At 63.3% G+C, this 21,968-nt stretch carries 21 protein-coding genes; 6 read left to right on the forward strand and 15 right to left on the reverse strand.

The annotated features are described in order from the left end of the window. Positions 1-72: 72 nt before the first annotated feature. From JY500_RS10275 to JY500_RS10315, 9 genes are all read right to left on the reverse strand, one after another. On the reverse strand, positions 73-660 hold the full coding sequence (locus JY500_RS10275; protein ID WP_206256280.1) for an LOG family protein: 588 nt from the start codon (positions 658-660) through the stop codon (positions 73-75). Positions 661-734: 74 nt separating this feature from the next. Further along, positions 735-1,508: an HvfC/BufC N-terminal domain-containing protein gene (locus JY500_RS10280; protein WP_206256281.1), complete on the reverse strand. Its 774-nt coding sequence runs from the start codon at positions 1,506-1,508 to the stop codon at positions 735-737. Beyond that, positions 1,505-2,341: an MNIO family bufferin maturase gene (gene bufB / locus JY500_RS10285; protein WP_206256282.1), complete on the reverse strand. Its 837-nt coding sequence runs from the start codon at positions 2,339-2,341 to the stop codon at positions 1,505-1,507. The genes JY500_RS10280 and bufB (JY500_RS10285) overlap by 4 nt, the downstream gene beginning before the upstream one ends. 72 nt (positions 2,342-2,413) lie before the next feature. Further along, positions 2,414-2,674 carry a BufA2 family periplasmic bufferin-type metallophore gene (bufA2, locus tag JY500_RS10290; protein ID WP_172199703.1) on the reverse strand — a complete coding sequence of 87 codons (261 nt, stop codon included), beginning with the start codon at positions 2,672-2,674 and terminating at the stop codon, positions 2,414-2,416. 94 nt (positions 2,675-2,768) lie between these two features. After that, positions 2,769-3,311: a DoxX family protein gene (locus JY500_RS10295; protein ID WP_246479859.1), complete on the reverse strand. Its 543-nt coding sequence runs from the start codon at positions 3,309-3,311 to the stop codon at positions 2,769-2,771. Further along, positions 3,308-4,084, reverse strand: a complete 777-nt coding sequence (locus JY500_RS10300) for an HvfC/BufC N-terminal domain-containing protein (RefSeq protein ID WP_206256283.1) — start codon at positions 4,082-4,084, stop codon at positions 3,308-3,310. The genes JY500_RS10295 and JY500_RS10300 overlap by 4 nt, the downstream gene beginning before the upstream one ends. Beyond that, positions 4,081-4,965, reverse strand: coding sequence for an MNIO family bufferin maturase (gene bufB, locus JY500_RS10305; protein WP_246479861.1), 885 nt, complete (start codon positions 4,963-4,965; stop codon positions 4,081-4,083). Before bufB (JY500_RS10305) ends, JY500_RS10300 begins: the two co-directional genes overlap by 4 nt. Positions 4,966-4,971: 6 nt before the next feature. Continuing rightward, a complete protein-coding gene (locus tag JY500_RS10310; RefSeq protein WP_172199709.1) occupies positions 4,972-5,277 on the reverse strand; it encodes a BufA1 family periplasmic bufferin-type metallophore in 306 nt (101 codons plus the stop codon). A gap of 165 nt (positions 5,278-5,442) precedes the next feature. Beyond that, a complete protein-coding gene (locus JY500_RS10315) occupies positions 5,443-6,723 on the reverse strand; it encodes an OmpA family protein (RefSeq protein ID WP_206256284.1) in 1,281 nt (426 codons plus the stop codon). A gap of 212 nt (positions 6,724-6,935) precedes the next feature. Here JY500_RS10315 and tssJ point away from each other — a divergent pair, with 212 nt between their 5' ends. From tssJ to JY500_RS10345, 6 genes are all read left to right on the forward strand, one after another. Continuing rightward, the gene (gene tssJ, locus JY500_RS10320; RefSeq protein WP_206256285.1) at positions 6,936-7,415 is read left to right on the forward strand and encodes a type VI secretion system lipoprotein TssJ; all 480 of its coding nucleotides are present in this window, start codon (positions 6,936-6,938) and stop codon (positions 7,413-7,415) included. 21 nt (positions 7,416-7,436) lie between these two features. Beyond that, positions 7,437-8,774, forward strand: coding sequence for a type VI secretion system baseplate subunit TssK (gene tssK / locus JY500_RS10325; RefSeq protein WP_206256286.1), 1,338 nt, complete (start codon positions 7,437-7,439; stop codon positions 8,772-8,774). Between the two features lie 203 nt (positions 8,775-8,977). Next, positions 8,978-10,195: a DotU family type VI secretion system protein gene (locus JY500_RS10330; RefSeq protein WP_246479863.1), complete on the forward strand. Its 1,218-nt coding sequence runs from the start codon at positions 8,978-8,980 to the stop codon at positions 10,193-10,195. Positions 10,196-10,214: 19 nt separating this feature from the next. Further along, positions 10,215-13,766 (forward strand): type VI secretion system membrane subunit TssM, encoded by a 3,552-nt coding sequence (tssM, locus tag JY500_RS10335; RefSeq protein WP_206256288.1) that lies wholly within the window; start codon positions 10,215-10,217, stop codon positions 13,764-13,766. Between the two features lie 2 nt (positions 13,767-13,768). Continuing rightward, positions 13,769-14,425, forward strand: a complete 657-nt coding sequence (gene tagF, locus JY500_RS10340; protein ID WP_206256289.1) for a type VI secretion system-associated protein TagF — start codon at positions 13,769-13,771, stop codon at positions 14,423-14,425. Between the two features lie 23 nt (positions 14,426-14,448). Beyond that, positions 14,449-16,467 (forward strand): serine/threonine-protein kinase, encoded by a 2,019-nt coding sequence (locus JY500_RS10345; protein ID WP_246479866.1) that lies wholly within the window; start codon positions 14,449-14,451, stop codon positions 16,465-16,467. 115 nt (positions 16,468-16,582) lie between these two features. Here JY500_RS10345 and JY500_RS10350 read toward each other — a convergent pair whose 3' ends face one another. The 6 genes from JY500_RS10350 to JY500_RS10375 form a co-directional block, all read right to left on the reverse strand. Next, positions 16,583-17,233: a glycine zipper domain-containing protein gene (locus JY500_RS10350; RefSeq protein WP_246479867.1), complete on the reverse strand. Its 651-nt coding sequence runs from the start codon at positions 17,231-17,233 to the stop codon at positions 16,583-16,585. A 23-nt stretch (positions 17,234-17,256) separates the two neighbouring features. After that, positions 17,257-18,045 carry a PP2C family protein-serine/threonine phosphatase gene (locus JY500_RS10355; protein WP_206256290.1) on the reverse strand — a complete coding sequence of 263 codons (789 nt, stop codon included), beginning with the start codon at positions 18,043-18,045 and terminating at the stop codon, positions 17,257-17,259. Between the two features lie 19 nt (positions 18,046-18,064). Further along, positions 18,065-19,810 (reverse strand): type VI secretion system-associated FHA domain protein TagH, encoded by a 1,746-nt coding sequence (gene tagH, locus JY500_RS22365; protein ID WP_343073481.1) that lies wholly within the window; start codon positions 19,808-19,810, stop codon positions 18,065-18,067. 39 nt (positions 19,811-19,849) lie between these two features. Further along, a complete protein-coding gene (locus JY500_RS10365) occupies positions 19,850-20,920 on the reverse strand; it encodes a hypothetical protein (RefSeq protein ID WP_206256292.1) in 1,071 nt (356 codons plus the stop codon). A 145-nt stretch (positions 20,921-21,065) separates the two neighbouring features. Continuing rightward, complete coding sequence (locus JY500_RS10370) at positions 21,066-21,506, reverse strand: hypothetical protein (protein WP_172199753.1); 441 nt, start codon at positions 21,504-21,506, stop codon at positions 21,066-21,068. Positions 21,507-21,636: 130 nt separating this feature from the next. Then, on the reverse strand, positions 21,637-21,957 hold the full coding sequence (locus JY500_RS10375; protein ID WP_246479868.1) for a DUF4150 domain-containing protein: 321 nt from the start codon (positions 21,955-21,957) through the stop codon (positions 21,637-21,639). Between the last annotated feature and the right edge of the window lie 11 nt (positions 21,958-21,968).

The following is a 21,968-nucleotide window of genomic DNA, read 5'->3' on the forward strand; positions in this document are numbered from 1 at the left end:
CATCGTCTCCGACAATGCCCTGATTCTGGCCGGCGTGTATCACGGCAATGTGACGGCGCCGCGTAGCGCCGATCAGCCCTGTTGGGGGCTCAGAGGTGGCACCCAGTCGCCAGCCGGCGCGCGCCACGCACGCATCGCGGCCAGCAGGGCTGCTGGCGTATCACCGACGCAGAACAGATCGAGGTTCTCCGGCTTCACGAAGCCTTCCTTGACCATGTGCCGCACCATGGCAAGCAGCGGCTCGTAGAAGCCTTCCACGTTGAGCAAACCTATCGGCTTGCGGTGGATGTGCAGCTGGCCCCAGGTGAGGATCTCAAATAGTTCATCCAGTGTGCCGTAGCCGCCAGGGAGGGCGATGAAACCTTCGGCGCGATCAGCCATCGCCGCCTTGCGGGTGTGCATGGAGTCTACGACCACCATCTCGGTGGCGCCGCGGTGTTGCAGTTCGCGTTCAACCATGAAATCGGGGATCACGCCGAAAGCGCGCCCACCCGACTCGAGGCTCGCATCGGCCACGATGCCCATCAGGCCGATGTCACCGCCACCCCACACCAGTTCGATGCCTTGTTCGGCGAGCAGTTTGCCGAGCGCGATGGCGGATTGCCGATAAACCGGGCGCGTGCCAGAACGCGCACCGCAGAAGACGCAAATGGATTTCATCTGATCAAACCGTCTTGCTTGAGGGAGCGGCAGTATGCCTCGCCTCGCGCAACAGGGGGATGAAATGGCCCGCCTCACTCGCCTTGCAGGATCAATACACCTTGCTGGATGAGTGCCGATAGCGTGTGCAAGACATCCTGGGCGGCGGTATCCGCTGGTCGGCTTGGAAAGGCATGTTCGCAGGCGAAGCCGAGCGTTTCCCCGCCACCCAGAGCATCGAGCAGTTTGGCTTCGGGTCCGCCGAGGCTGCGAAATTGCACCGCGAGCCCGTGTCGCCAGACCAGCAACGCGTGCGCCGAACGCTCGGGCGCTTCGCTTTCGGTATCCGGGTCGGCTTGCAATTGGTGCCAGAGCGGTTCGATCAACCATTCCAGTGTCAGCACGGATACGCTTGGATGCACTGCGAACCGTAGAGATGGCCAGTGGTCGGGCGGATAGGCCGCCAGTTGGCGCAGGTCGGACATCGCACAATCCGCGGCATCAAAAGCGTGCCGCACAGCCCACTCCATGCGGATCAGGTCGGCCAGGGCAGGGTGAGGTAGTGCTTCCGGCTCACGGGTGACGAAATCGTACAGGGCGTCGCCGAACCACCGGATCGACGGATGCCGTGACGGATGGGCGCGGAGGTAGTCCACGCCCAGGTTCGCGAAGGCTTCATCGCCAAGTGCTGCGGCAAGCACCGGGTAGTTATCGCGCAGCGCGGCGACCATGCGGCCACGATAGGCATTCGCGTAGATCGCAAAGCGCGCCTCGACCGGCGTACGACCGGCGGCGAGCAGCGCTTGCGGGCAGGTCTCCGCAAGCAAGCTGGCGCGAAATACGCGCTGCTGATCGAGCAACGTGGTCATGTGGCCACCTTGGTAGAGACTGCAAGCGAGGCAATGGCGCGTGCCTGATCGAGCTCCGCCAACAACTCGGGCAACGCCGGAATGTTGTCGTCCCGCTCGATCATCGTTGGCACCTGGCCGAGCCGTTCAACCGCATAGGCGTAGAGATCCCACACTGCGTTGCAGACCGGGTGATCGTGCGTGTCGATCAGGTAGTCGCCATGATCTTCGTGGCCCGCCAGATGGATCTGACGCACCCGATCGCCCGGCAGGCGATCGATGAAGCGGCGCGGATCGAAGCCGTGGTTAACGCTGGAGACGTATACGTTGTTCACATCAAGCAGCAAGAGACAGTCCGCGCGCTGAGCCAACTCCGACAGGAAATCCCACTCAGCCACTTCATCGTTCGCAAACGCGATGTAGCTTGAGACGTTTTCCAGCAAGATCTGGCGGCCAAGGTAGTCCTGTACCTGGTCGATACGCTCCGTCAGATGCCGCAGTGCGGCCTCGGTGTAGGGCATCGGCAGCAGGTCGTGGAGGTTCTGATGGTCAACGCCGGTCCAGCACAGGTGATCGGAAATCCACGCGGGATCCACACGGCTTGCGAGGGCCTTGAGTGCAGCGAGGTAGTCGCGATCGAGCGGGTCGGTGGAGCCGATCGAAAGCGACACGCCGTGCATCACCATCGGATAGTCGCGGCGTATCGCGTCGAGATAGTGCAGCGGCTTTCCGCCCGGCACCATGTAGTTCTCACTGATGACCTCAAGCCAGTCGACGGCAGGCCGCGTTTCGAGGAAGTCTCGATAGTGCTCGACCCTGAGGCCGAGTCCGAACCCGTGCAGCGCATGGTTCATTGTGTGAGCGATCCCTCTGTATTTGATCTGGGGTGCCGGCACCGCGACGACTCGGGTGCCGGCGTGTTCGCATCAGGACTTGTCGACCTTGCCGCCGGCTTGGGTGCACTCAGCTGCAGTCTTCGTCTTGGTCCAGCCCTGGCCCTTGCAGGAGTTCTGGCCCTTACATTCGTTCTTTGCGGTCTTGCACTCGGAGTGACCTTTGCAGCTGTTGCCACCGACACACTTGACGCCCATGTCCTCGGCCGCCGCGACGTTCAACGGTGCAGCGCCCAGCGCGAACAGGGCTGCGGCGGCGGTTGCAATGGCGATTCCGGATTTTGCGTTGATCATGATGTTTCCTCTCTGTAGCGGGTTGTCGCCGATTGGGATCGGCTGCGATTGCACCAGGTGTGCAAGTGAGGTGATCGGACCAGGGGCGGATTCCTTACACAGCGGCGCCGGAATTTCTTTCCGGCATGGACTGCACGCGGCCCAAGCGTGTTGAGACCAGATGGTCGAGCGACAAATAGCCGCCACCGCGGGCGATCAGTACCAGCAGCACCGTCGCCCAAACGCCGTGGGTGGGATAGGCATCCGGATAGACGAAGAGCTGGATCACCAGCGTCATGCCGAGGAGCGCCGCTGCAGCGAATCGGGTGCCGAGCCCAATCAGTAACAAGATCGGGAACAGATGCTCGGCAAACGCCGCTGCGGTTGCAGCGAGTGCGGGATCCAGCAGGGGCAGTCGGTATTCGTCGCGGAACAAGGCGACGGCCGATTCGGAAAGCCGCGGCCAGCCGAAGGTGACGCTTCGGTCAATCAGGTCGATTGCAAAGCCGTCCACTTTCGTTTGCCCCGATTTCCAGAACACCGCTGCGATCGAGAATCGCCCAAGTGCGCAGAACAAAGAATCTGGAATCCGCTCGGCTAAACCGACTGCCGCGTGCGCGAATCTAGCGACGCTCGATGTTGAAGCGGTAGGCATCATGTGGGTAGCTCCATGGTTGGGGTGATCGCCGCAACGCAGCGGCACGCGATCAGGCTTGCAAAGTACTCGCGTAGGTCGAATGTGGGCGTTGTTTGGGTCGCACCGGCGATCGCTTCCGCCAGGCAATCACCGGCGAGGAGGCGTTCGACCAGCGCGCCTGCCGGCTCACTGATGACGTGCAACACGACACGATCATCCGGCCGCAGGACGAGTACCAATTCGGGGGTGCTCACATCAACGCCTTGCATGGGCAGTTCCCCCTGATGCGACAGCCAAATGCTGCCGACGGCCCAGTGCGAACGAACAAGGGAAGCAGACGGCAGCAGGCTGAAACGAAGGCTGGGCAGCAGCTCTGGTTGCGCTAGCCAACGGGCGAAGTCGGCGGCAGTGAGTGGGCTTGCATCGGCAGCATGCCAAGCCTGCACGCGCTGGTATTCCAGTCGTGCCACATCCGCCAGATACGGGTAATCGACGAGTTCTTCGAGCCCCGCGAGGAATGCTGGCAGCGCGTTGCCGTATTCGAACAGGGCAGGGGATTGCGGCGGGCTTACGTGGATGAAGTCGCGCGCGATGGCGCGGAAGCAGTCAGTACCGAGCAGTTGGCTGGTCACCGGAAAGCTGTCTTCCAGTGCACCAATCAGGCCGAGTACGCGATTGTTGCGATGGACTGCCATGCGCCGCGATAGCGATAGTTGCCCAGCATCGCGAAGACCGGACGCAGAGCAATCACCAACGTCGTGCAACGCGCTGGCGAAGCATTCCAGCGCGCTCATGCTGCGTCCGATCTGCAGCGGCCAGCGTTGGCAAGCGTGAGGTCGACACGCCGGGCTTCCTGCAGCAAGCGGTCGAAACCGGGTAACGCGTTGTCCCACTCGATCAAGGTCGGTCGCGGGCCAATCCGTTCGAGTACCTTCCGATAGAGCGCCCAGACGCGATCACCTACAGGACCATTGTGGGCGTCAATCAGCAAAGCGACGCCGGTGTCGTCAATCTCTGTGGCAAAGCCCGCCAGGTGAATTTCGCCGACCGCATGGAGTGGCAGAGCCAGGATGTCAGCCCACGGATCGCGTCCGTGGTTGTTGGCCGACACGAACGCGTTGCTCACATCTAGCAAGAGGCCGCATCCGGAACGCGCCACAAGCGCGCTGATGAACGCGCCCTCGCTCATCGTGCTGGATTCGAATTCGACGTAGGTGGCGGGGTTCTCGATCAGAATCTGCCGACCCAGTCGAGTCTGCACCTGATCGATGTGGCGGCACACCCGCGCCAGCGTTGTTTCGTCGTACGGCAAGGGCAGCAAGTCGTTCAGGAACTCGCCTGCGTGGCTGGACCACGCGAGATGCTCGGAGAATGCGGCCGGCTGGTATCGCGCGACGAGCGTGGCAACGCGCTCGAGGTGCGCTGCATCCAATGTTGCACCGCCAATCGAGAGGCCAACGCCGTGAATCGACAGGGCGTGGTTGGCGCTGATCCATTCGAGCATCCGGTGCGCGGGCCCACCGGCGCCGAGATGGTTCTCGGCGTGCACTTCAAAGAACACGCAGCGGCCGCAATCTTCGCGCGCATCCTGCAGGTGTTGCGGCTTGAGCCCCAAACCAGCGCCGATGGGCAAGCCAGCGGCGCGGCGGCCGTGTGCGTCGACAAGCGGCATCATCGCGAGTCACGCCTTTTTGGCTTTGAACGCCTTGAGTTGCCCGAAGCCGGTGGGTGATGTGGGCGACGGTGTCTTTTCACACGTGCCCTTGGGCACGTATCGCCATGAGTCAGCTTGAAAATCGACGCGCGACGTGCCGGCGCAGCTTGTGCCGGCGCCGGCGGCGCAATCGTTCTTGCCCTTCAGCGCGACGCCGAAGCACTTTTCCTTGTCATTTGCTTCTGCGGCGGACGCTGTCTGTGAGAGGGCCGCGCCGAGCGCTGCGGCAATGCAAAGGGCTGAAAAAGGGGCAAGTGCGTGATTGCGCGACATGTGGGACTCCTTGACGATAGGTGAGGAGCGCCCGCGTCTGCGGGCTGCTCGTATCGCAGTGGATCGGCCCAGCCCGCACTTCCTTACATACCCGAAATCAATTTACATAGCCGCATCCCATCATTGCGCGCGAACACAACGGCACTCAATTGCGCCGCCCTTGGTTCAGCTGGCCGCGCAGTCGATCACCTTGAACACGACGCGGCGGTCGAGCGCGTCGCTCGCATCATCACGTCCGTTACCGATGAGGTTCTCTCGCGAGCCCACGCCGTTGGCTATCGTGCGATTGCGCAGGGTAGGGGCGCTGGCCTCAAGCTTCTGCTTGATCGCTTCCGCGCGCAGCACCGAGATGCGCTCGTTCAAGGGTTCCGGGCCGCTGCGGCTTGTATGCCCGACGATCTCAAGGCAGGCCGAGCGCTGCGCAGTCCGCTGCGCCACCTCAGAGAGCCAGAAGGGGTACGCACTGCCGAAAGTGGGGTCCGCCGCAAAGGATGTTGAGCCCGGTTTGAACAGGAAGCGCACCGCCATGCGCTTCCGATCCAGGCCGAAATCCACGATTCGTTGGAAGACGACGCGAGCGGCGTCTTTGCGACCGAGTTTCCAGTTGGCCAGATAGACCCCGTTGAGGATTCGCAACTCATCGCCGGCCGCAGCCTGCATTGCAACGCTGTAGCTTTCGAGCGCCTCGCGGTAGCGGCCGGCGTTGTAGGCATCGATCGCGCGCTGCACGCTTGCCGCCGAGACGATCCGTGCGACATAGAAACCATCCATCGGATCGCCAATCTTGCTGCCCTGGCAGGTCTTGATGTAGCCCTCGGTCACGCTGTCCAGCGCCCAGGCAGGGCTATCGCGGAAGTAGGCCAGCGGGGTGATGTCTACACCCTCGGGTTTCGCTCGGGCCACACCCTTGCCGACAAGCGTACGGGTGTCGAGGTCCGCAAGCGCGAGGCAAATCCGGTAGGCCTCGCGGACGCCTTGCGGTTTGCCTTGACCATCTATGCCGGTGAAGGTGCCAATCAAGACCAGTGGTTTGCGCTTGAGGTTATCCACCGTGAAGGGCTGGATCTCGAATTGCGCAAAGCGTTCATGCGCGATCTTGGCCAGACGCGCCTGCATCTGGCGGGTCGCCTGCGTTTGCTCGCCCGTTACGCCGTCGATCAGCGGGTCGATGACCACCAAGTGCTTCGTGCCGTTACCTGCCGCGGCAACACTGCCAAATAGCGCGTCGGCCGCCCGCTCCAATGCCTGCTCGAATGGCACCGGCGTCGGCGGTGGCGGCGGTGCGGGTGGCGTTGCCGCCGCGGGCGGAGCTGGCGGCGGCTCGGTTGCCGTTGCGCTCGGGGCAGGGCCACCGCTTGAACAGCCTGCCAGCCCAGCGCACAGTAGGAAAAGCTTGAACGCCACCCGCAGGCCGCGCCCGATATCAAGGCTGTTTCGCAGGAACATGGCATCCCTCCAGTGAGTGCATGAACGACGAGATGCTGGCAGTGCGAACGCTCGCCTACGCCCTTCCTGATTGGTAGCAGGAGTTGGCCCGCTGCGCCAGCACTGCGTAAACCTTGCGTGTGGTGTGCAAGCTGTCGTTGCAGCCGGCGCGTTGGCTCGTGATAATCCGCTTGGCACTGATGACGAACGCAACTCTCCGAGGGTAGAACTGCATGAACTTCGTGTCACCGAAATCCCTGCTCGTTGCAACGCTCTGCGCGACGCTGGCAGCCTGCGGTGGAAAGGGCCTTGGCCCGCCACCGCCCCCGACGATAGTGCAACTCACCGTGGCCGCAGACAGCGCGGTCAACCCAGACGCCAAGGGCCGCGCGACGCCGGTTGTGGTGCGTTACTACCTGCTTGGCAACTCTGGCCCGTTTGAGGCCGCTGATTTCTTCTCGCTATTCGACGCTGACGACAAGACGCTTGGCGCCACCGTGGTGTCACGCGAGGAGGTTACCGTGCGCCCCGGCGAGCGCATCCAGAGCCGTCTGGCGCCGCAAGCGGAAGCGAAGGTGCTTGGTGTCTTCGTCGCCTACCGCGACCCGAACAAGACGCAATGGCGCGCCGTCGTACCAGTGCCCGCAAACAAGACGACCGCCTTCACGGTTGCTGTGCAGCGCGACCGTGTAACGATCACCCCTACACCCTGAGTTCGTTGCGCGGAAAACCTCATGTCCTGGTTCAGCAAGGTTGTTTGGTCCGAAGGCCTGTTTCTCCAGCCGCAGCACTTCCAGCAGCAGGACCGCCATACCGAATGGTGGGTCGAGGCGCGTACCCGTCCGGTCTCTGCGCATTTCTGGGGGTTCAGTCACCTGGTCATCGACGAGGCTGCGCTGGCTGCAGGCAAGGTCGCGATACTTGAAGCGCGAGGCATCCTGCCCGATGGGACGCCGTTTGATTGCCCGACGATAGATCTTGCTCCGCCACCGTTTGATTTCCCGGCGGACGGCAAAGACGCGCTGGTCTGCCTCGCCTTGCCGCTGCGGCGCCCGCAGGCTGTCGAAGTCTCAGGGGAAGCTGACGCTGCCACACGCCTGGCGCGATACGAACCGGCCGAGGCAAACGTGCTCGATGCGCACACCGCGGATGCGGGTACGGTGCCGATCGAAGTCGGCCATCCGCGTCTGCGTCTCGAGTTGGCTGGTCCGCTGACCGAGGCGTTCGTCAGCATTGGGGTCGTGCGGGTTTCCGAACGCCGGGCGGACAACAGCCTCCTGCTTGATCGCGGCTACGTCCCGCCGGTACTGGGGTGCAAGGTTTCCAGCGTGCTCGGCGCCTACCTCAAGGAAATTTGCGCATTGCTGCGGCAGCGTGGTGACGCGCTTGCCTCGCGGCTTGCACAGCCGGGCGCTGGTGGCGTCTCGGAGTTCGCGGACTTCATCTTCCTGATGATTGCGAACCGCCATCAACCCGTACTCGATCAGTTCGCGCAGCTCAGCCTGCTGCATCCCGAGCGTCTACATGAACGGATGCTGGAGCTGGCGGGCGAGCTGGCGACGCTGACCCGTGCGGAGCGACGCCCGGAGAACTTTCCTGCCTATACGCACGACGCGCTCGACCAGTGCTTCCTCCCCCTGATGCGGGAAATCCGCCGAGGCCTTGCGACGGTGCTGGAACAGACGGCGGTGCCGATCGAACTGCAGGATCACAAGCAAGGGCGCTACGTGGGCATGATTGCCGACCGCGGCTTGCTGCGTCAGGCGGGCTTTGTGCTCGCAGTGAACGCCCAGGTGCCCGGCGAGGCATTGCGTGCGCGCTTCCCGACCCAGGCGAAACTCGGGCCGGTGGAGCGGATTCGCGAGCTCGTGAATCTGCAGCTGCCTGGTATCGCATTGCGACCACTGCCGGTTGCACCGCGTCAGCTGCCTTATCACGCGGGGTTCTCGTATTTTGAGCTCGACAACAGTGGCGAGCTCTGGAAGCAGCTCGACACTTCAGGCGGTTTGGGCATCTACGTGGCGGGTGATTTCCCCGGGCTGGAACTCTCGCTGTGGGCGATCCGCGCCTAATGCCGGCCTGCCCCGCTTGCGGGGCAGGTGAGCGCCCCCATACGACACATCATCGAATGCCGCACCCATACGCTGGGGCCGGCCACTGGAACGGGTGACAAGCGATGGCGCAAGACGATCCCTTCGGGCAGATGCCCTCAGACCGAACGCTGATTATTCCCTCCCCGGGTGCGCGGGCGGCTGCCGCTGCGCAGCCGGCATACGTGCCGCCGCCTCCCTCGGGCGGGCGCTTTGACAGGGTCGAACTGGGCGCGCTCGATTGGGATACGGGCCTCAATCCCTTGGTGGCGGCCGCGACCCCTTTGCTGAACCTTGTGCCGCAACTTCGGCAGGCCACCCACTCTGATCCGGCTGGCCTTCGCGAAATGCTCTGGCGGGCGATGCAAGAATTCGAGAACCGCGCACGTGCGCGGGGTGCTCAGAACGAGCACGTGGTCGCTGCGCGCTATGCGCTCTGCACCTTCCTCGACGAGACCGCTGCCAATACCCCTTGGGGCGAGAAGTTGTGGGCGCAGCGCAGCTTGCTGGTTCAGTTCCATAACGAAGCTTGGGGGGGCGAGAAGTTCTTCCAGCTGTTGGGCAAGGTTGCCGAGCAACCGGATCAGCATCGGCCGCTTCTGGAGCTCTTTTACCTCGTGCTGTCGCTTGGATTCGAAGGGCGTTACCGCGTGCTGCAGAATGGGCGCGCGCAGCTGGACCAAGTACGCGAACGGCTAGCGCAGATGCTTGCCAAGGCGCGTGGCGAGCCAGACCGCGAGTTGTCACCAAACTGGCGCACGACTGCGACGAGCCGAAAACCGCTACGTGACAGTGTGCCGATATGGGCGGTGGCGGCGCTCAGCGCGCTGGTGCTTGGGCTCGTGTTCGTCGCGCTGTCTTTCGCGCTGAACCGGCAATCCGACCCGACCTTCTCAAACATTCTTGCGCTTCGCGTCAAACCACCGGCGCCCGTGGTGGCAAAGCCGGTCCAGGTCGCTGCGCCGGATCGACTTGCGAAGCTGTTGCAGGAGGACATCAACGCCGGACGCGTGGTTGTGCGTGATCTTTCGGACCGCAGCATTGTCACCGCACAGGGTGACGGCTTGTTCGAGCCGGCCAGCGCGACCTTGTCGCCGAGCTTCGTCGCAATCCTCGATCGCGTTGGCGCCGCGGTCGCAAAGGTCGGAGGTTCAGTGCTGGTGCGCGGGCATACCGATAATCGGCCGATTCGTTCGGCCCGCTTCCCTTCCAACTGGCATTTGTCGAAGGCGCGGGCGGATGCAGTAGGCGAGGCGCTTGCGCCAAAGCTCAAGGGCGGTCAACGCGTTCAGACCGAGGGCAGGGCTGAGAGCGAGCCGGTCGCCTCCAACGAATCGACCGAGGGGCGCGCGCAGAACCGTCGCGTCGAAATCATCGTTTTCCCCGCCGCTGGCGGAATCTGAAACGGGTACAGGTCTTCCGATGAAACGCTTCTTCAAGGCGCTGTTGCATCCGGTGGTATTGGGCCTGCTCGGGCTGTTGGCCCTGGTGCTGGTGATCTGGTTCGTCGGCCCGCTGATCGCGATCGCCGGCCATGCGCCGCTTGAGCCAGAATGGGTTCGATGGACGTTGATCGCGCTGGCGGTGCTGATCGTCGTCGGGCGGTTTGCATACGTGAAGTGGCGGGCCCGAAAGAACAACGCGCAGTTGCTCGACGGGCTCGCAAGCCACGGCGGTGCGGAGGGCGACTCACCCGAAGTTCAAGTGCTGCGCCAACGTTTTGCCGAGGGCGTCGCGGTCCTCAAACACAGTCAGATCGGCGGGCCGAAGAAGGATGGCGCCTTTGCGAAGCTCGCCTCACTCGGCTCCAGTCGTTACCTGTATGAGCTACCGTGGTATGTGTTCATCGGCGCACCAGGTTCCGGAAAGACGACGGCACTCGTCAATTCTGGCTTGCGCTTTCCGTTGGCGGACAAGCTTGGTTCCCATCAGATCAAAGGGGTAGGCGGTACTCGCAATTGCGATTGGTGGTTCACCGATGAAGCGGTATTGATCGACACCGCCGGTCGCTACACCACGCAGGATTCCGATCAGGCTGCGGACCGCACCGCATGGCAGGGCTTCTTGGCGCTGCTGAAGAAGCATCGGCCGCGCCAACCCTTGAATGGCGTGTTGCTCACGATTTCGCTAGGCGACTTGCTCACGCAGGGCGAAGCGGCCGCAATGTCTCACGCGCAAGCCCTGCGCACGCGCATTCAGGAACTCTATTCCGAATTGGGCGTTCGTCTGCCGGTATACGTGCTGGTGACGAAAGCGGACTTGATTGCGGGTTTCACCGATTACTTTGGTGATCTGAGCAAGGAAGCGCGGGACCAGGTCTGGGGCACAACATTCGCCCCGGATGCACAGGGGGTGGATGCACAGGACCTCTCAACCCGCCTGCAGGGGCTTCAGGCCCGGGTCGATGGCTTGTTGCTTGACCGCCTGCAAACCGAACGTGACCTCGTCCGCCGTGGCGCGATCGCGGCGTTCCCGCAGCAGTTCGCGGCGGCTTCGCGCTTGCTGCGCGACTTCCTGGACAAAGTGCTCGCGCCGTCGGGCTTTGACCATCCCTTGATGGTGCGCGGCGTCTATTTCACCAGTGGCACCCAAGAGGGCAACCCGATCGACCGCGTCCTCGCAAGCCTTGGCGGTGCTTTCGGGTTGGAGCGGCGCGTGCTGCCGCCGCAGGCCGGATCGGGCAAGAGCTTCTTCCTGACGCGTTTGTTGCGCGAGGTGGTGTTTGCCGAGCAGCGTTTGGGCGGCACCAACCTTAAGTGGGAGCGTCAGCGCGGTCTGCTTCGTCTCGCCGGGTTTGGTGCGATCGGCTTGGTGACGCTCGGGCTGCTTCTGGCTTGGACGCTGAGCTTTATCGGCAACCGTGGCTATGTGAATGAGGTGGATGCGCGCGTCGCAGAAATCGCACCGGCGGTTTCCGCTGCAGGGAGCGCACCGATCGATGACATCGTAGGGATCATCCCGCTGCTTGGGTCTGTCAAGACCGTGTCGCAAACCGCATCCAGACCGGACGGGCGCTCCCCGTTGTCTTTGGGTTTTGGCTTGGGGCAGGGCGACAAACTGGACGCTGCGGGGGAGCAGGCCTATCGAAGTCTGTTGCGCGACGTGCTTTTGCCGCGGATCTCCAACCGTGTTGAAGCCCAACTTCGAGGCAGTCTCGACGGCAATAACCTTGAGTTCAGCTACGAGGCGCTCAAAACCTACCTGATGCTGCATCAGACCGCCCATTTCGATGCAGAAGCATTGAAGGCGTGGATCGCTCTCGATTGGGAACGTAATTTGCCGCAGAAGACTACGAGCGACCAGCGTGCGGCACTCGCTTCCCACCTCGACGCGTTGTTCTCGGAAGGGCCGGTTGCATCTCCGGTTGAGGCCGACGCGGCGTTGGTGGCGCAGGCGCGCAACCAACTCCTGCGCCTGTCGCTTGCGGCACGGATCTATAGCCGGTTGAAGCGCCAAGGTGTAGGCAACGACATCCCGGCGTTCACCGTTGAACGCGCGGCCGGGCCCTCAGCAGCGCTTGTCTTCGTCCGCAAGAGTGGCCAACCGCTGTCGAGCGGGGTGCCCGGGCTCTACACCTATGACGGCTATTACAAAGGCTTTGACCGGGAGGTCGGCCGGGTTTCCAAGCAACTCGCCGAAGAGCAGGGTTGGGTGCTCGGCACCGAGGCCCAACAAGGCGGCGACGCGGCCAAGGTATCGGAAGACGTGCGTCGCTTGTACCTCGCAGACTACGGCAAGGTTTGGGAAGAATTCCTGGCCGACGTGACCTTGATCCGCTCGGCTTCGTTGCAGCAGAGTATTCAGGTCGCTCGCGTCCTGTCGGCGCCCGACTCGCCTCTTCCGAAGTTCCTGCGGGCTGCGTCGCGCGAAACGACCTTGACGCGCCGAGCCGAGGACAAATCGGTTGTGGACAAGGCGGGCGAGAAGCTGAGTGGCGCCAAACAAGAGCTTGGCAAGATGCTCGGCATGGGAGACGCGGCGCCGGCGGCGCCCTCCGGCGCCGCGCTCGAAAGCCTCGTGGACGATCGTTTTGCGCAGATTCGCGCGCTTGTAACGGGCGATGGAAAGGCGGCGCCGATCGACGCTGTCACGGCGCTGCTCAACGATGTCTACGTGACCCTCACGGCGACCGAGACGGCCCTGCGCGACAAGGTTGCACCACCTCCCGGCGACACCGGGGTGCGGGTAAAGGCCGAAAGCGCCCGGATGCCGGAGCCACTCCGCTCGATGCTGCAGCAGCTCTCCGCCGCAGGTACTACGCAGGCGCTTACCGCAACGCGAGAGAACCTCTCCGCGAGTGTTGGCGCCCAGGTTGGACAGTTCTGCGAGCAGGCCATCGAGGGGCGCTATCCCTTCGTCAAGGGTAGCAACCGTGATGTCACCCGTGAGGACTTTGCCCGCCTGTTCGCGCCGGGTGGTCTCATGGACGATTTCTTCCAGAAGAACCTCGCGCAGTACGTCGACATTTCAACGCGACCCTGGAGCTTCAAGAAGGTTCAGGAGCAATCGCTCGGAGGATCGGGTAGCCTGATCCAGTTCCAGCGCGCGGCAACGATCCGCGACGTCTTCTTCCGCAGTGGTGGCTCGATCCGGCTCGATTTCAAGCCGCTTGAGATGGACCCCGCGATTACTCAGTTCACGCTGGATGTCGACGGCCAACTGGTGCGCTATGCGCATGGTCCGCAGGTGCTGCAATCGATTCAGTGGCCAGGTGCCAAGGGCGGGCTGGCCGCGCGGGTGCAGATCGCTCCGGCGGGTCCGAGCGGTGCCTCCGGCTTCAACACTGAAGGGCCATGGGCTTTGTTCCGGCTGTTCGACAAAGCCAAGGTGGAAGGGCTCGGCGCGCCAGAGAAATTCCGCGTCGTCTTCGACGTTGACGGTCGTACTGCGGCCTTCGAAGTCACTGCGAGCAGTGTGCAGAACCCGTTCCGTCTTCGCGACTTGAACGAGTTCCGGTGCCCCGCCGGCCTCTGAGCATGCAAGCAGCCGGCTGGTACGGAAAACTGCCCGCTCTCGGGGATTTCGCACAGCGACGCTTGGATGCCGAATTCGTCGCGGCGTGGGATCACTGGCTGCAACAGGCCATGCTGGAGAGCCAGCGCGTGCTCGGGGCCAACTGGCTGGACTGCTATCTCACCGCGCCGGTATGGCGCTTTGTGTTGAGCCCTGGCGTGATTGGCCCGCGTGGCTGGGCTGGCCTCATCGTGCCATCGGTGGATCGGGTCGGGCGATACTTTCCGCTGACCGTGTGTGTGCCGCTGGATGGGGTGGCTCTGGATCGCGCCGCGGTCGTGTCGCTCACGCCATGGCTGGACCGCGTTGAAGCGGCCGCACGACGGTGCTTGTCGCACGACGCCACGGTTGATGGATTTGAAGCGGATCTAGCCTTGATTGGTTGCCCGGCATTCTTCCCTGACGTGTCATCGGATTCCGCTACCGCCTTGTTGCAACGCGCCTCCGTGGTCGAAATAACTCGGGATGTCAGCGGGCCCGATCTCGCGACGCTCGCTGATAGCGTGTTGGCGCGCTTGCTTGCTGGCTATAGCCTATGGTGGCGGAGCGCCGGCAACGCCACCTTACATCTTCAATTGCCCTCAACGACGCGCTTCGGCAGCATGATTGGCCCGCAATAGCGGACTGATCGGCGGACTCGTGGATGAATCCAGTGTCAGATACAAACGACGACAAGACCGTAGTTCTCGGCGGCGCAGCGGCGATCCCCGCGCCACCTCCACCGCAACGCGAATCGCACTCGCAGAACGCACTCCCAATCGGCACACGCCTTGGCGAGTTCGAGGTTGTTGGGCTGGTGGGCGAGGGCGGATTCGGGATCGTCTATCTCGCGCACGACCACTCCCTTGAGCGCAAGGTCGCGCTCAAGGAATACATGCCGTCGTCTCTGGCATCAAGAGCTACCGATGCCTCGGTAGCGGTTCGCTCCGAGCGCCACCGCGAAACCTTCGAGGTAGGTCGCCGCAGTTTCGTGAACGAAGCGCGCCTGCTCGCCCAGTTCGATCACCCTGCGCTGGTGAAGGTGTATCGGTTCTGGGAAGCCAACGGCACCGCCTACATGGCGATGCCCTTCTACGACGGCATCACTCTGCGCGATGCGCTCAAGGCCCGCAACGGCGCGCCGGACGAGAGCTGGATTCGAAAGATCCTCTCGCCGGTGATGGATGCGCTCGAGATCATCCATCATGACAACTGCTACCACCGCGATATCGCGCCGGACAACATCATGTTGCTCCGCGACGACCGTCCGGTGCTGCTCGATTTCGGTGCCGCACGACGCGTGATCGGTGACATGACCCAGGCGCTCACCGTGATTCTCAAGCCGGGTTATGCACCGATCGAGCAGTACGCCGAGATGCCGGGCATGAAGCAAGGGCCGTGGACCGACATCTACGCGCTTGGTGCGGTGGTTTATTTCATGATCACCGGACGCACACCGCCGCCCTCAGTCGGTCGGATGATGCAGGACAACTTCGAACCCCTCGCGCAACTTGCCGCAGGACGTTACGACGACGCTTTTCTGCGCGGAATTGATCGCTGCTTGGCAGTAAAAGCGGAAGACCGCCCGCAATCGATCGCAGACATGCGCGCACTGGTTGGATTCAGCAGCAGCTCGCCATTATTTGCCTCGACCAGCGCACCAATCGCCAACGCCGAACCCACTGCGAGCAAGCGCGACACCGGGGTGACGGTCGTTCAACCGACTGCGCAAGCCTCGTCACGCGGTGGTGCCACAGCAGAGGCAGCCACGCCGTCGAAACGGCCGAATGGCGTCTGGATCGGCGCCGCCGCAGGCAGCCTGGCGGTGCTGGGTATCGGGGCCTACTTTCTTTTTGGTCGTGGCGGTGCACCCGAGACACCAAAACCGGAGGCCGCAACGTCGGCGCCAGCGGTTGCGGCTCAGTCGGCACCCGTGACTGCCGAAACGCAAGTCGTGCAGTCTGCACCGGTTGCGCCACCTGCACCTTCGCGGCCAGTGAGTCTGTCCGCCGCTGAGCAGGCCCTTCAGGCGGGCGCGAGTGCGGACATTGGTGTGATGATCGACAAGGTCAAGAGCCCAGTCGTGATCGGCAAGGACGCCCTCACATTCAGCTTGCGCTCGAATCGGGGCGGCTATGTGTATGTGCTGTTGCACGACAAGGGCGCCGGCACTCTCTCCCGGATCTACCCGAATGCACTCGACCCGGACAACCGGATTGCTGCCGGCAAACCGATGCGTTTTCCGCGTGAAAACTGGACCTTCGACGCAGATCAGCCAAAGGGGGACTGGGAGGTCATCGGCATCGTTTCCGAATCGCCGCGTGAGTTCGACCAGCTGTCGCTTGAAACGCGCGATGGCATTGGGGTTGCCCCAATTAGCGCGGTGGAAGCTGCGTTGCAGCGAAGCGGCGCAGCTGCATTGGCGGGCACCCTGCATTGCACGGACGGAACATCGGCGTGCGCACCGAACTATGGCGTGGCGACCTTCACCGTGAGCGAAACGGATGTGGCGCCCGAGCCACAGGCTCGGAAACCCGCAGAGCCTGCGCCGCGAGCCGAAAAACCGGCGCCGCAGGCGTCCAAGCCAAAGTCACAAGCTCAACAGCCCGGCGCAGAATCGGAAGCGGAGTACATGAAGAAGCTGAACAAGGATCTCGATCAGCTTCTTGGCGGCAAGAAGTAAAGTGTGGGCAGGCTTGCTGCCTGCCAGTTGGATGACGCCTGCGGTGATTACGCGCAGGCGCCGCTGTTGATGAGGAGCTTAAACGGTCTTCTGCGATGGCGCAGGATGCGGGCGTTTACACTTCAATCCGCGCCGGATTCTTAACCTCGATGGTGACGCGTTGCACGTTGCTCGGTGTGCGCGGATCGGTTACCACACTGCGCACCACCGCGCCCTTGCCAGCCGCTTCGCGCGTCTGCTGTGCGGCGACCTTGCTGCGGCCCGCTTTGTCCGGCGGCATCGCGATCGTCATCTCGACCGTCTCGCCCCGATCGGTTGCGACTTTACGGGCGTAGTCGTTCAACTTGCGCATCGCTTCCCGGCCGTCTGCCGTATTGACCTGACTGAGGGGGATATCGACTGAAACCGACTTGAACGCCTTTACGGATTCCGTTTTCCCGGTCTCCTTATCGGTGACCTGCACGACATCGGTTTGCACCGGCGCAGCCTTCGCACCTTCAACCGTTGTCGTCGCCTGCGCGGCTTTTTGCGCTTCCTCGATCTCGTGGCTCCGCGCGCGCTGGTAGCCAATCAAGCCGCCAACCACTGCGCCGGCTGCGCATGCCGTGCCCGGGTCGTTCGAGGTGACCTGTGCAAGAACGGCGCCAGCCGCACAGCCGATTGCCGCGCCGATCATCGCGCCTTGGGTCTTTTCGTCCATGCTCGCGCAACTGCCAAGGAAGATCGGGACTATTGCAGCACTCAGGATTCGGATTCGTGTTGTCATGTTTTCGCTCCGGGAAAGGCGTGTCACTCGGCCGGCGTGCTGTCCGGCATGATGATCGTTGTTGTCGGCTCCCCCGAACCGACAACGACGCATACAGCGGTGAAGTTATCGTTGCCGCTACTTACTTTGGCGCGCAGCGCCTCACTCATCAAGCTTAGCCAGTGGGCGGGGGTGCTCGCCAGTTCAAGCAGACAGAGCATGTCTGTTTCTTCAACATACTCCCACCATCCGTCAGTGCACATGAGGAATGTGTCGCCCGACTGAATCTTGAGCGGCGTGCCTGCTACCGACAGTTCAATTGCCTCGGCCGAGCCGATCGCCGAAGTCAGCAGGCTTCGCTGCGGATGGCTGCGAATCATCTCAGTGGTGCCATAGCCGGCGTCGATGAGGTTTTGAACCAGGCTGTGGTCGCGTGTGCAGTAGGCGACCCTGCCGTCGCGGAACAGGTAAATGCGGGTGTCGCCTGCATGCCCCCAGATGGCCTCGTCCCGCTCGCGATCGATCAACAGCATCGCGGCCGTGGCGTGCATGTCGTCCTGCGTCGCACCACTTCTCTTGGCGTGAATGACCGCATCGTTTGCGCCGCGCAACAGTTCAACGGCGCGATCGGAACTGATCGCCGGGTCCGCCGAGAAGGCTTCCAGAATGCGGCTGACCACCAGGCGCGAGGCCATATCGCCGCTGCCGTGGCCGCCTGCACCGTCGGAAACGACCCAGCAACCTCGTGTCTCGGAGCTCCAATAACCGCACGCGTCCTCATTGCGCGAACGGCCTCCGGGGTCGGTCAGGTACGCTGTCTCGAGCTTGAGCATCAATAGCTCCGCCGTTGCGTCAATCGCGACCGGGTTCGGACGCGAGTCGATCGATCTGCTCTTCATACGCGCGCAGGAACGCGCGCCCGAAGAGATTCTGGAAATCATCCTCCGCTTCGCGGGAGATGTCGGCGTAGTGCTGTTCGTAGAGATCCCAAAGGCGCGCCTTCCGTGATCCAGGCAGGACGTTGTCAAGGAAGCCGCGGTCGCTGATCCGCCCCTCAAGCTGTTCGGGTTTGAAGCGTTCGAGCACGCCGGTTAGCGCTGCGCGCATGCCCGCCATGAAACCGAACTGATGTGAGCGCAGGTCGTCATAGGCGTCGCGCATGGCCTTAACGGGCTCCATGAAACCACGCCCCTGCGGTGCCAGGAGCTGGACGAGCGCGAACTCGACATCCGGCGCAAATTTGAGGGGGTTGTTCTCCTTGCTGACGATCATCGTCACTTCCGCACGGATCTCTCGTTTGGTGAGCGCGCGCGCTGTCAGCAAGGCCATCGTGCCCGATACGGACTCGCGCAGCACGCGCCCGATCTGTTCCATGCGGTCCGGTGTCATGCCCTCCGGCAACTGCAGCGGGAAACCAAGACCCCGCTGGAATGCAGCAAGCAGCTCGTCCGGCGCCGCGCCAGGCGCAGGCGTTTTCGCTGCCATCGCCGGTGGCGATACTGGTGCAGCTGGCGCTGGTGCCGGTGGGGCCATGGGCGCGACTATCGCCGGTTCTATGCGTACCGATACCCCCGGCGCGGCGGCCGGGCCGGGAACGACCCGTTCATGGGTGTCTGGCGGCGTCGGCGTAGACGCCTGGAGCGGTGACTCGGTCCAGGACACAACGATGCCCGCCGGTGGCGTGGCGTCGCCTGTGGGCGAGGCTGGTGCGGCTACTTGCGCTTGCGCTGCTGGAACAGGGGCTGCTGTGGGGATGATTGGTTTCGGCGGCGTGAAATTCTCGGCCAGCATCGGCGCGTCGTCGCGAAGCGGTGCCGGCGTGGGGCCGGCTGCGGGTGCAGCGCCAAATAGCGCCAAGGGATCGGCCGCGTTGCTGCTGGCGGCTGGCGGCGCACTATGCGCTGAAAGTGCCGTGCCCGCGAATGGATCGGATGCTGAGTTCGTCGGGCCCAGTCCGAATAGATCGTCCACGCTGGCTGCAGGCGCAAGGTTGAGATCCATCCCCAGCGGTGGTGCCGGTTTCGGCGGGGGAGGCGGAGGCGCAAACGGGTCCGCCATCGGGGCTTGAACGGCCGGCGCAGGCGTTGGCGCGGGCGCAGCCGCCATGAAGACCGCGAACGGGTCGTCGATCGGCGCAGCTTGACGCGCGGCCTGCGACGGCGGGATGGCAACCACTGGGGTTGGCGACGGTGTAGCGAACGGATCCGAACTTGGCCCCCCACCAAAGAGCCCCAAGGGGTCGCTTGCGATGGTAGGGGTGTTGACCGGTGTGACGAACGGTGCCGGCGCCCGGGTCGCCTCGGCACGCAACTCATAGCCACCAATTGCGAGCGTGTCGCCATCGTTGACTGGCTGTCGATTTCCGCGCCCGACGGGCCGACCGTTGATCAGGGTGGGGTTGCCGCCGTGATCCTCGATCAAGAAGACGCCGCCTTCGCAGAGCACTTGCGCGTGGAGGCGTGAGATGTGTCGTTCCGGGTCGGGCAACACCAGATGGTTCCCCGGCTCCCGCCCGATCGATCCTCCCTGAGGGCCAAACTCAACCTGAATTGGGCTTGGTGGTGGCGAACCTTTGAAGGTCAGTACCGTGAGACGCATAGCTTGAAGTCTTGCTCGCTGAATAAAGTGATCTTGTCGCTAAATGGCTGGCGGCGGCGGAAATACGCGCGCGCCCGCGAGCGCTGCGCGGGCGCCAAAGTCCCATCTGGCCTCCAGGTCGATTGTCCGCTGTGCGGCCGAGGACAGGCTGACGCCAATGTCATGGCCACGGCACCAACGTGCGCCGGCAAGCCAACGGGCACCGTTTGCTGCCCATTGCTGCCGTGCCCGCGCCAGATCGGGCAGACGGACCTCCGGAGCGAATTCGCGATCGATTTCGTCCGCCTCCGGTCCGACCGGCACGCTTGCCCGCTCGCCCTCGACGTCAAAGCCAGTGACGCGAAACCAACCTGCGCCCGCATCCGCAGCGGCTGAAGGGTCTTCGCTCGACATCCATTCGAGCAGATTCTGGATTGCGGCTGGATGTCCGCTACGCGAGGCGAGTTTGCAGTGCCTCGCGTTCGCTTGGGGCGCGAGGGCTTTCAGCAGGCCCTCCGCGCCGGTCGCATCACCCACTGCCATGAACCATTCAAGGCCGAGTGCGTTACCGGCTTCCGCAAGCTTGCGTATAACCGTCGGCGCCCAGGGTTCGCCACGCCATATGCCAGCCTCCAGCGCGGCCGCACGGAGTTCCGGGTTCTCGTGGCCGATTGCCGCAGCGTAGGGCCGCGGGATGGGATTCGCCGCCGTGTCGACTTGAAGCAACGCTTGCCAGGCTTGCACTGCGATCGCCGGGGTAGGGTCGTCTAGCAGACGAGCGAGGCGTGAGTCGGCCGGATCAAGTCGGCGCTGCATCGCAAGCGCGAGGGCGGCGGCGGCAGCGTGCGCAGGGCTGCCGTGTGATAACGCGGCACGCAGGGTGGCTTCGGTGTGCAGCTGGGAAGCCATACCCAGCGCATCACGCAACCCATACAGTCGCGCGCCTTGGGCGACGGCAAAGGCCGATAGAACAGTCTTCGCGGCCTCGGGGCTTCCGCTGCGTAGCAGGGGCCATGCCCCCGCAAACACCTCATCGCGGTCGTCGAGACCCAGCCGTTCGCCGACAACTTCCGGTAGTGAAGCAGCACAAAGCAGAAGCCCTTCGAGGTGGGCTTCGATGCGTTCGTTCAAGTCACCGAAGTCTCTGATCGTGAGTGTGGATGACCGAATCGCGGAACGACGGCGATGCCATAGATAGGCAAGCTCTTCCGCGTGGGTTTGGGCGAGCTCCGGAATGAATTCCCTACGACGAATCAGCGGCGTCGTGCGCATGGTTTCAGTTGATCGAGACACTGCCGGCTTTGATGCGCTGCAGGCCACGCGCGCGTATCAATACATCGTCGCCCTTCAACACGGCCTTGCCGTCGGCACGCAGATCGAGTGTCGCATCGCCACATTTGAGCGTGAGCACCTCGGTCGCTTCAAGCGTGAATCGGGCGGCCGGCGAAGGTGCGCGGTACGGACCAACGCGGCCGAGTACGACGCCGCGCGCGTCACCATCAAAGAACTGGACGAGCACGGTGTCACCCACGTTGAGTGCGTCGACTCGCAATGCGTGGGTATCCAGCCAGTCGCAAGGGCGCTCCGCCCAAGCTTCATCGCGCACCCAAAGCGTGCCGTCTTCCGAGATCTGCGTGAGGCTGCAACGGCGGGTACCGGGTGCCGGGCGAGGGCCATTGACCGGAAGTGCGACGACGCTGCTGTTCTGTTTTGTCATGGCTTGTCAGCCTCTGCTCGGTAGAGTGTGGACGTATTGCGCTTTCCAATGCTTTGCCGCGCGGGAAGGCTGCGGCGATTCGCCATTGCCACGATCGGCTGGTGTCCGCATGCCAACCTGCGTCATACCATCACCCGCAGATGTTCTTCTTGTTGTGCCAGAGCGGGTCACCCATGCGGCACACGTTCTTGCCGTCCAGCATCACATTGAAGGAGTACATCAGGAATTCGCACTCCTGCTTGAAGGTGCCGCTCATGACGCCACCGACCGTGCCCGGTTCGTCACCGGCGCTCATCATGTACTTTGCGCCCTTGACCATCACCATGTTGCCGTCGGCCTTGACCGTCGAGGTGCCCGAGGTGGTATCGGCGGACTTGCCGATGTTTGGATACGGAATCGGAATTGGCGGCGCAGGTGGGGCAGGCGTCTTGCAGACGTCGGGAAATACCATGCTCATCCCTC

The organism is Niveibacterium microcysteis (assembly GCF_017161445.1).
GTDB lineage: Bacteria > Pseudomonadota > Gammaproteobacteria > Burkholderiales > Rhodocyclaceae > Niveibacterium > Niveibacterium microcysteis.

Bases quoted from the DNA above. Each gene is read 5' to 3' on its own strand.
- JY500_RS10275 (WP_206256280.1), bottom strand. From the start codon at position 660: ATGAAATCCATTTGCGTCTTCTGCGGTGCGCGTTCTGGCACGCGCCCG.
- JY500_RS10280 (WP_206256281.1), bottom strand. From the start codon at position 1,508: ATGACCACGTTGCTCGATCAGCAGCGCGTATTTCGCGCCAGCTTGCTT.
- bufB (WP_206256282.1), bottom strand. From the start codon at position 2,341: ATGAACCATGCGCTGCACGGGTTCGGACTCGGCCTCAGGGTCGAGCAC.
- bufA2 (WP_172199703.1), bottom strand. From the start codon at position 2,674: ATGATCAACGCAAAATCCGGAATCGCCATTGCAACCGCCGCCGCAGCC.
- JY500_RS10295 (WP_246479859.1), bottom strand. From the start codon at position 3,311: ATGATGCCTACCGCTTCAACATCGAGCGTCGCTAGATTCGCGCACGCG.
- JY500_RS10300 (WP_206256283.1), bottom strand. From the start codon at position 4,084: ATGAGCGCGCTGGAATGCTTCGCCAGCGCGTTGCACGACGTTGGTGAT.
- bufB (WP_246479861.1), bottom strand. From the start codon at position 4,965: ATGATGCCGCTTGTCGACGCACACGGCCGCCGCGCCGCTGGCTTGCCC.
- JY500_RS10310 (WP_172199709.1), bottom strand. From the start codon at position 5,277: ATGTCGCGCAATCACGCACTTGCCCCTTTTTCAGCCCTTTGCATTGCC.
- JY500_RS10315 (WP_206256284.1), bottom strand. From the start codon at position 6,723: ATGTTCCTGCGAAACAGCCTTGATATCGGGCGCGGCCTGCGGGTGGCG.
- tssJ (WP_206256285.1), top strand. From the start codon at position 6,936: ATGAACTTCGTGTCACCGAAATCCCTGCTCGTTGCAACGCTCTGCGCG.
- tssK (WP_206256286.1), top strand. From the start codon at position 7,437: ATGTCCTGGTTCAGCAAGGTTGTTTGGTCCGAAGGCCTGTTTCTCCAG.
- tssM (WP_206256288.1), top strand. From the start codon at position 10,215: ATGAAACGCTTCTTCAAGGCGCTGTTGCATCCGGTGGTATTGGGCCTG.
- tagF (WP_206256289.1), top strand. From the start codon at position 13,769: ATGCAAGCAGCCGGCTGGTACGGAAAACTGCCCGCTCTCGGGGATTTC.
- JY500_RS10345 (WP_246479866.1), top strand. From the start codon at position 14,449: ATGAATCCAGTGTCAGATACAAACGACGACAAGACCGTAGTTCTCGGC.
- JY500_RS10350 (WP_246479867.1), bottom strand. From the start codon at position 17,233: ATGACAACACGAATCCGAATCCTGAGTGCTGCAATAGTCCCGATCTTC.
- JY500_RS10355 (WP_206256290.1), bottom strand. From the start codon at position 18,045: ATGCTCAAGCTCGAGACAGCGTACCTGACCGACCCCGGAGGCCGTTCG.
- tagH (WP_343073481.1), bottom strand. From the start codon at position 19,810: ATGCGTCTCACGGTACTGACCTTCAAAGGTTCGCCACCACCAAGCCCA.
- JY500_RS10370 (WP_172199753.1), bottom strand. From the start codon at position 21,506: ATGACAAAACAGAACAGCAGCGTCGTCGCACTTCCGGTCAATGGCCCT.
- JY500_RS10375 (WP_246479868.1), bottom strand. From the start codon at position 21,957: ATGGTATTTCCCGACGTCTGCAAGACGCCTGCCCCACCTGCGCCGCCA.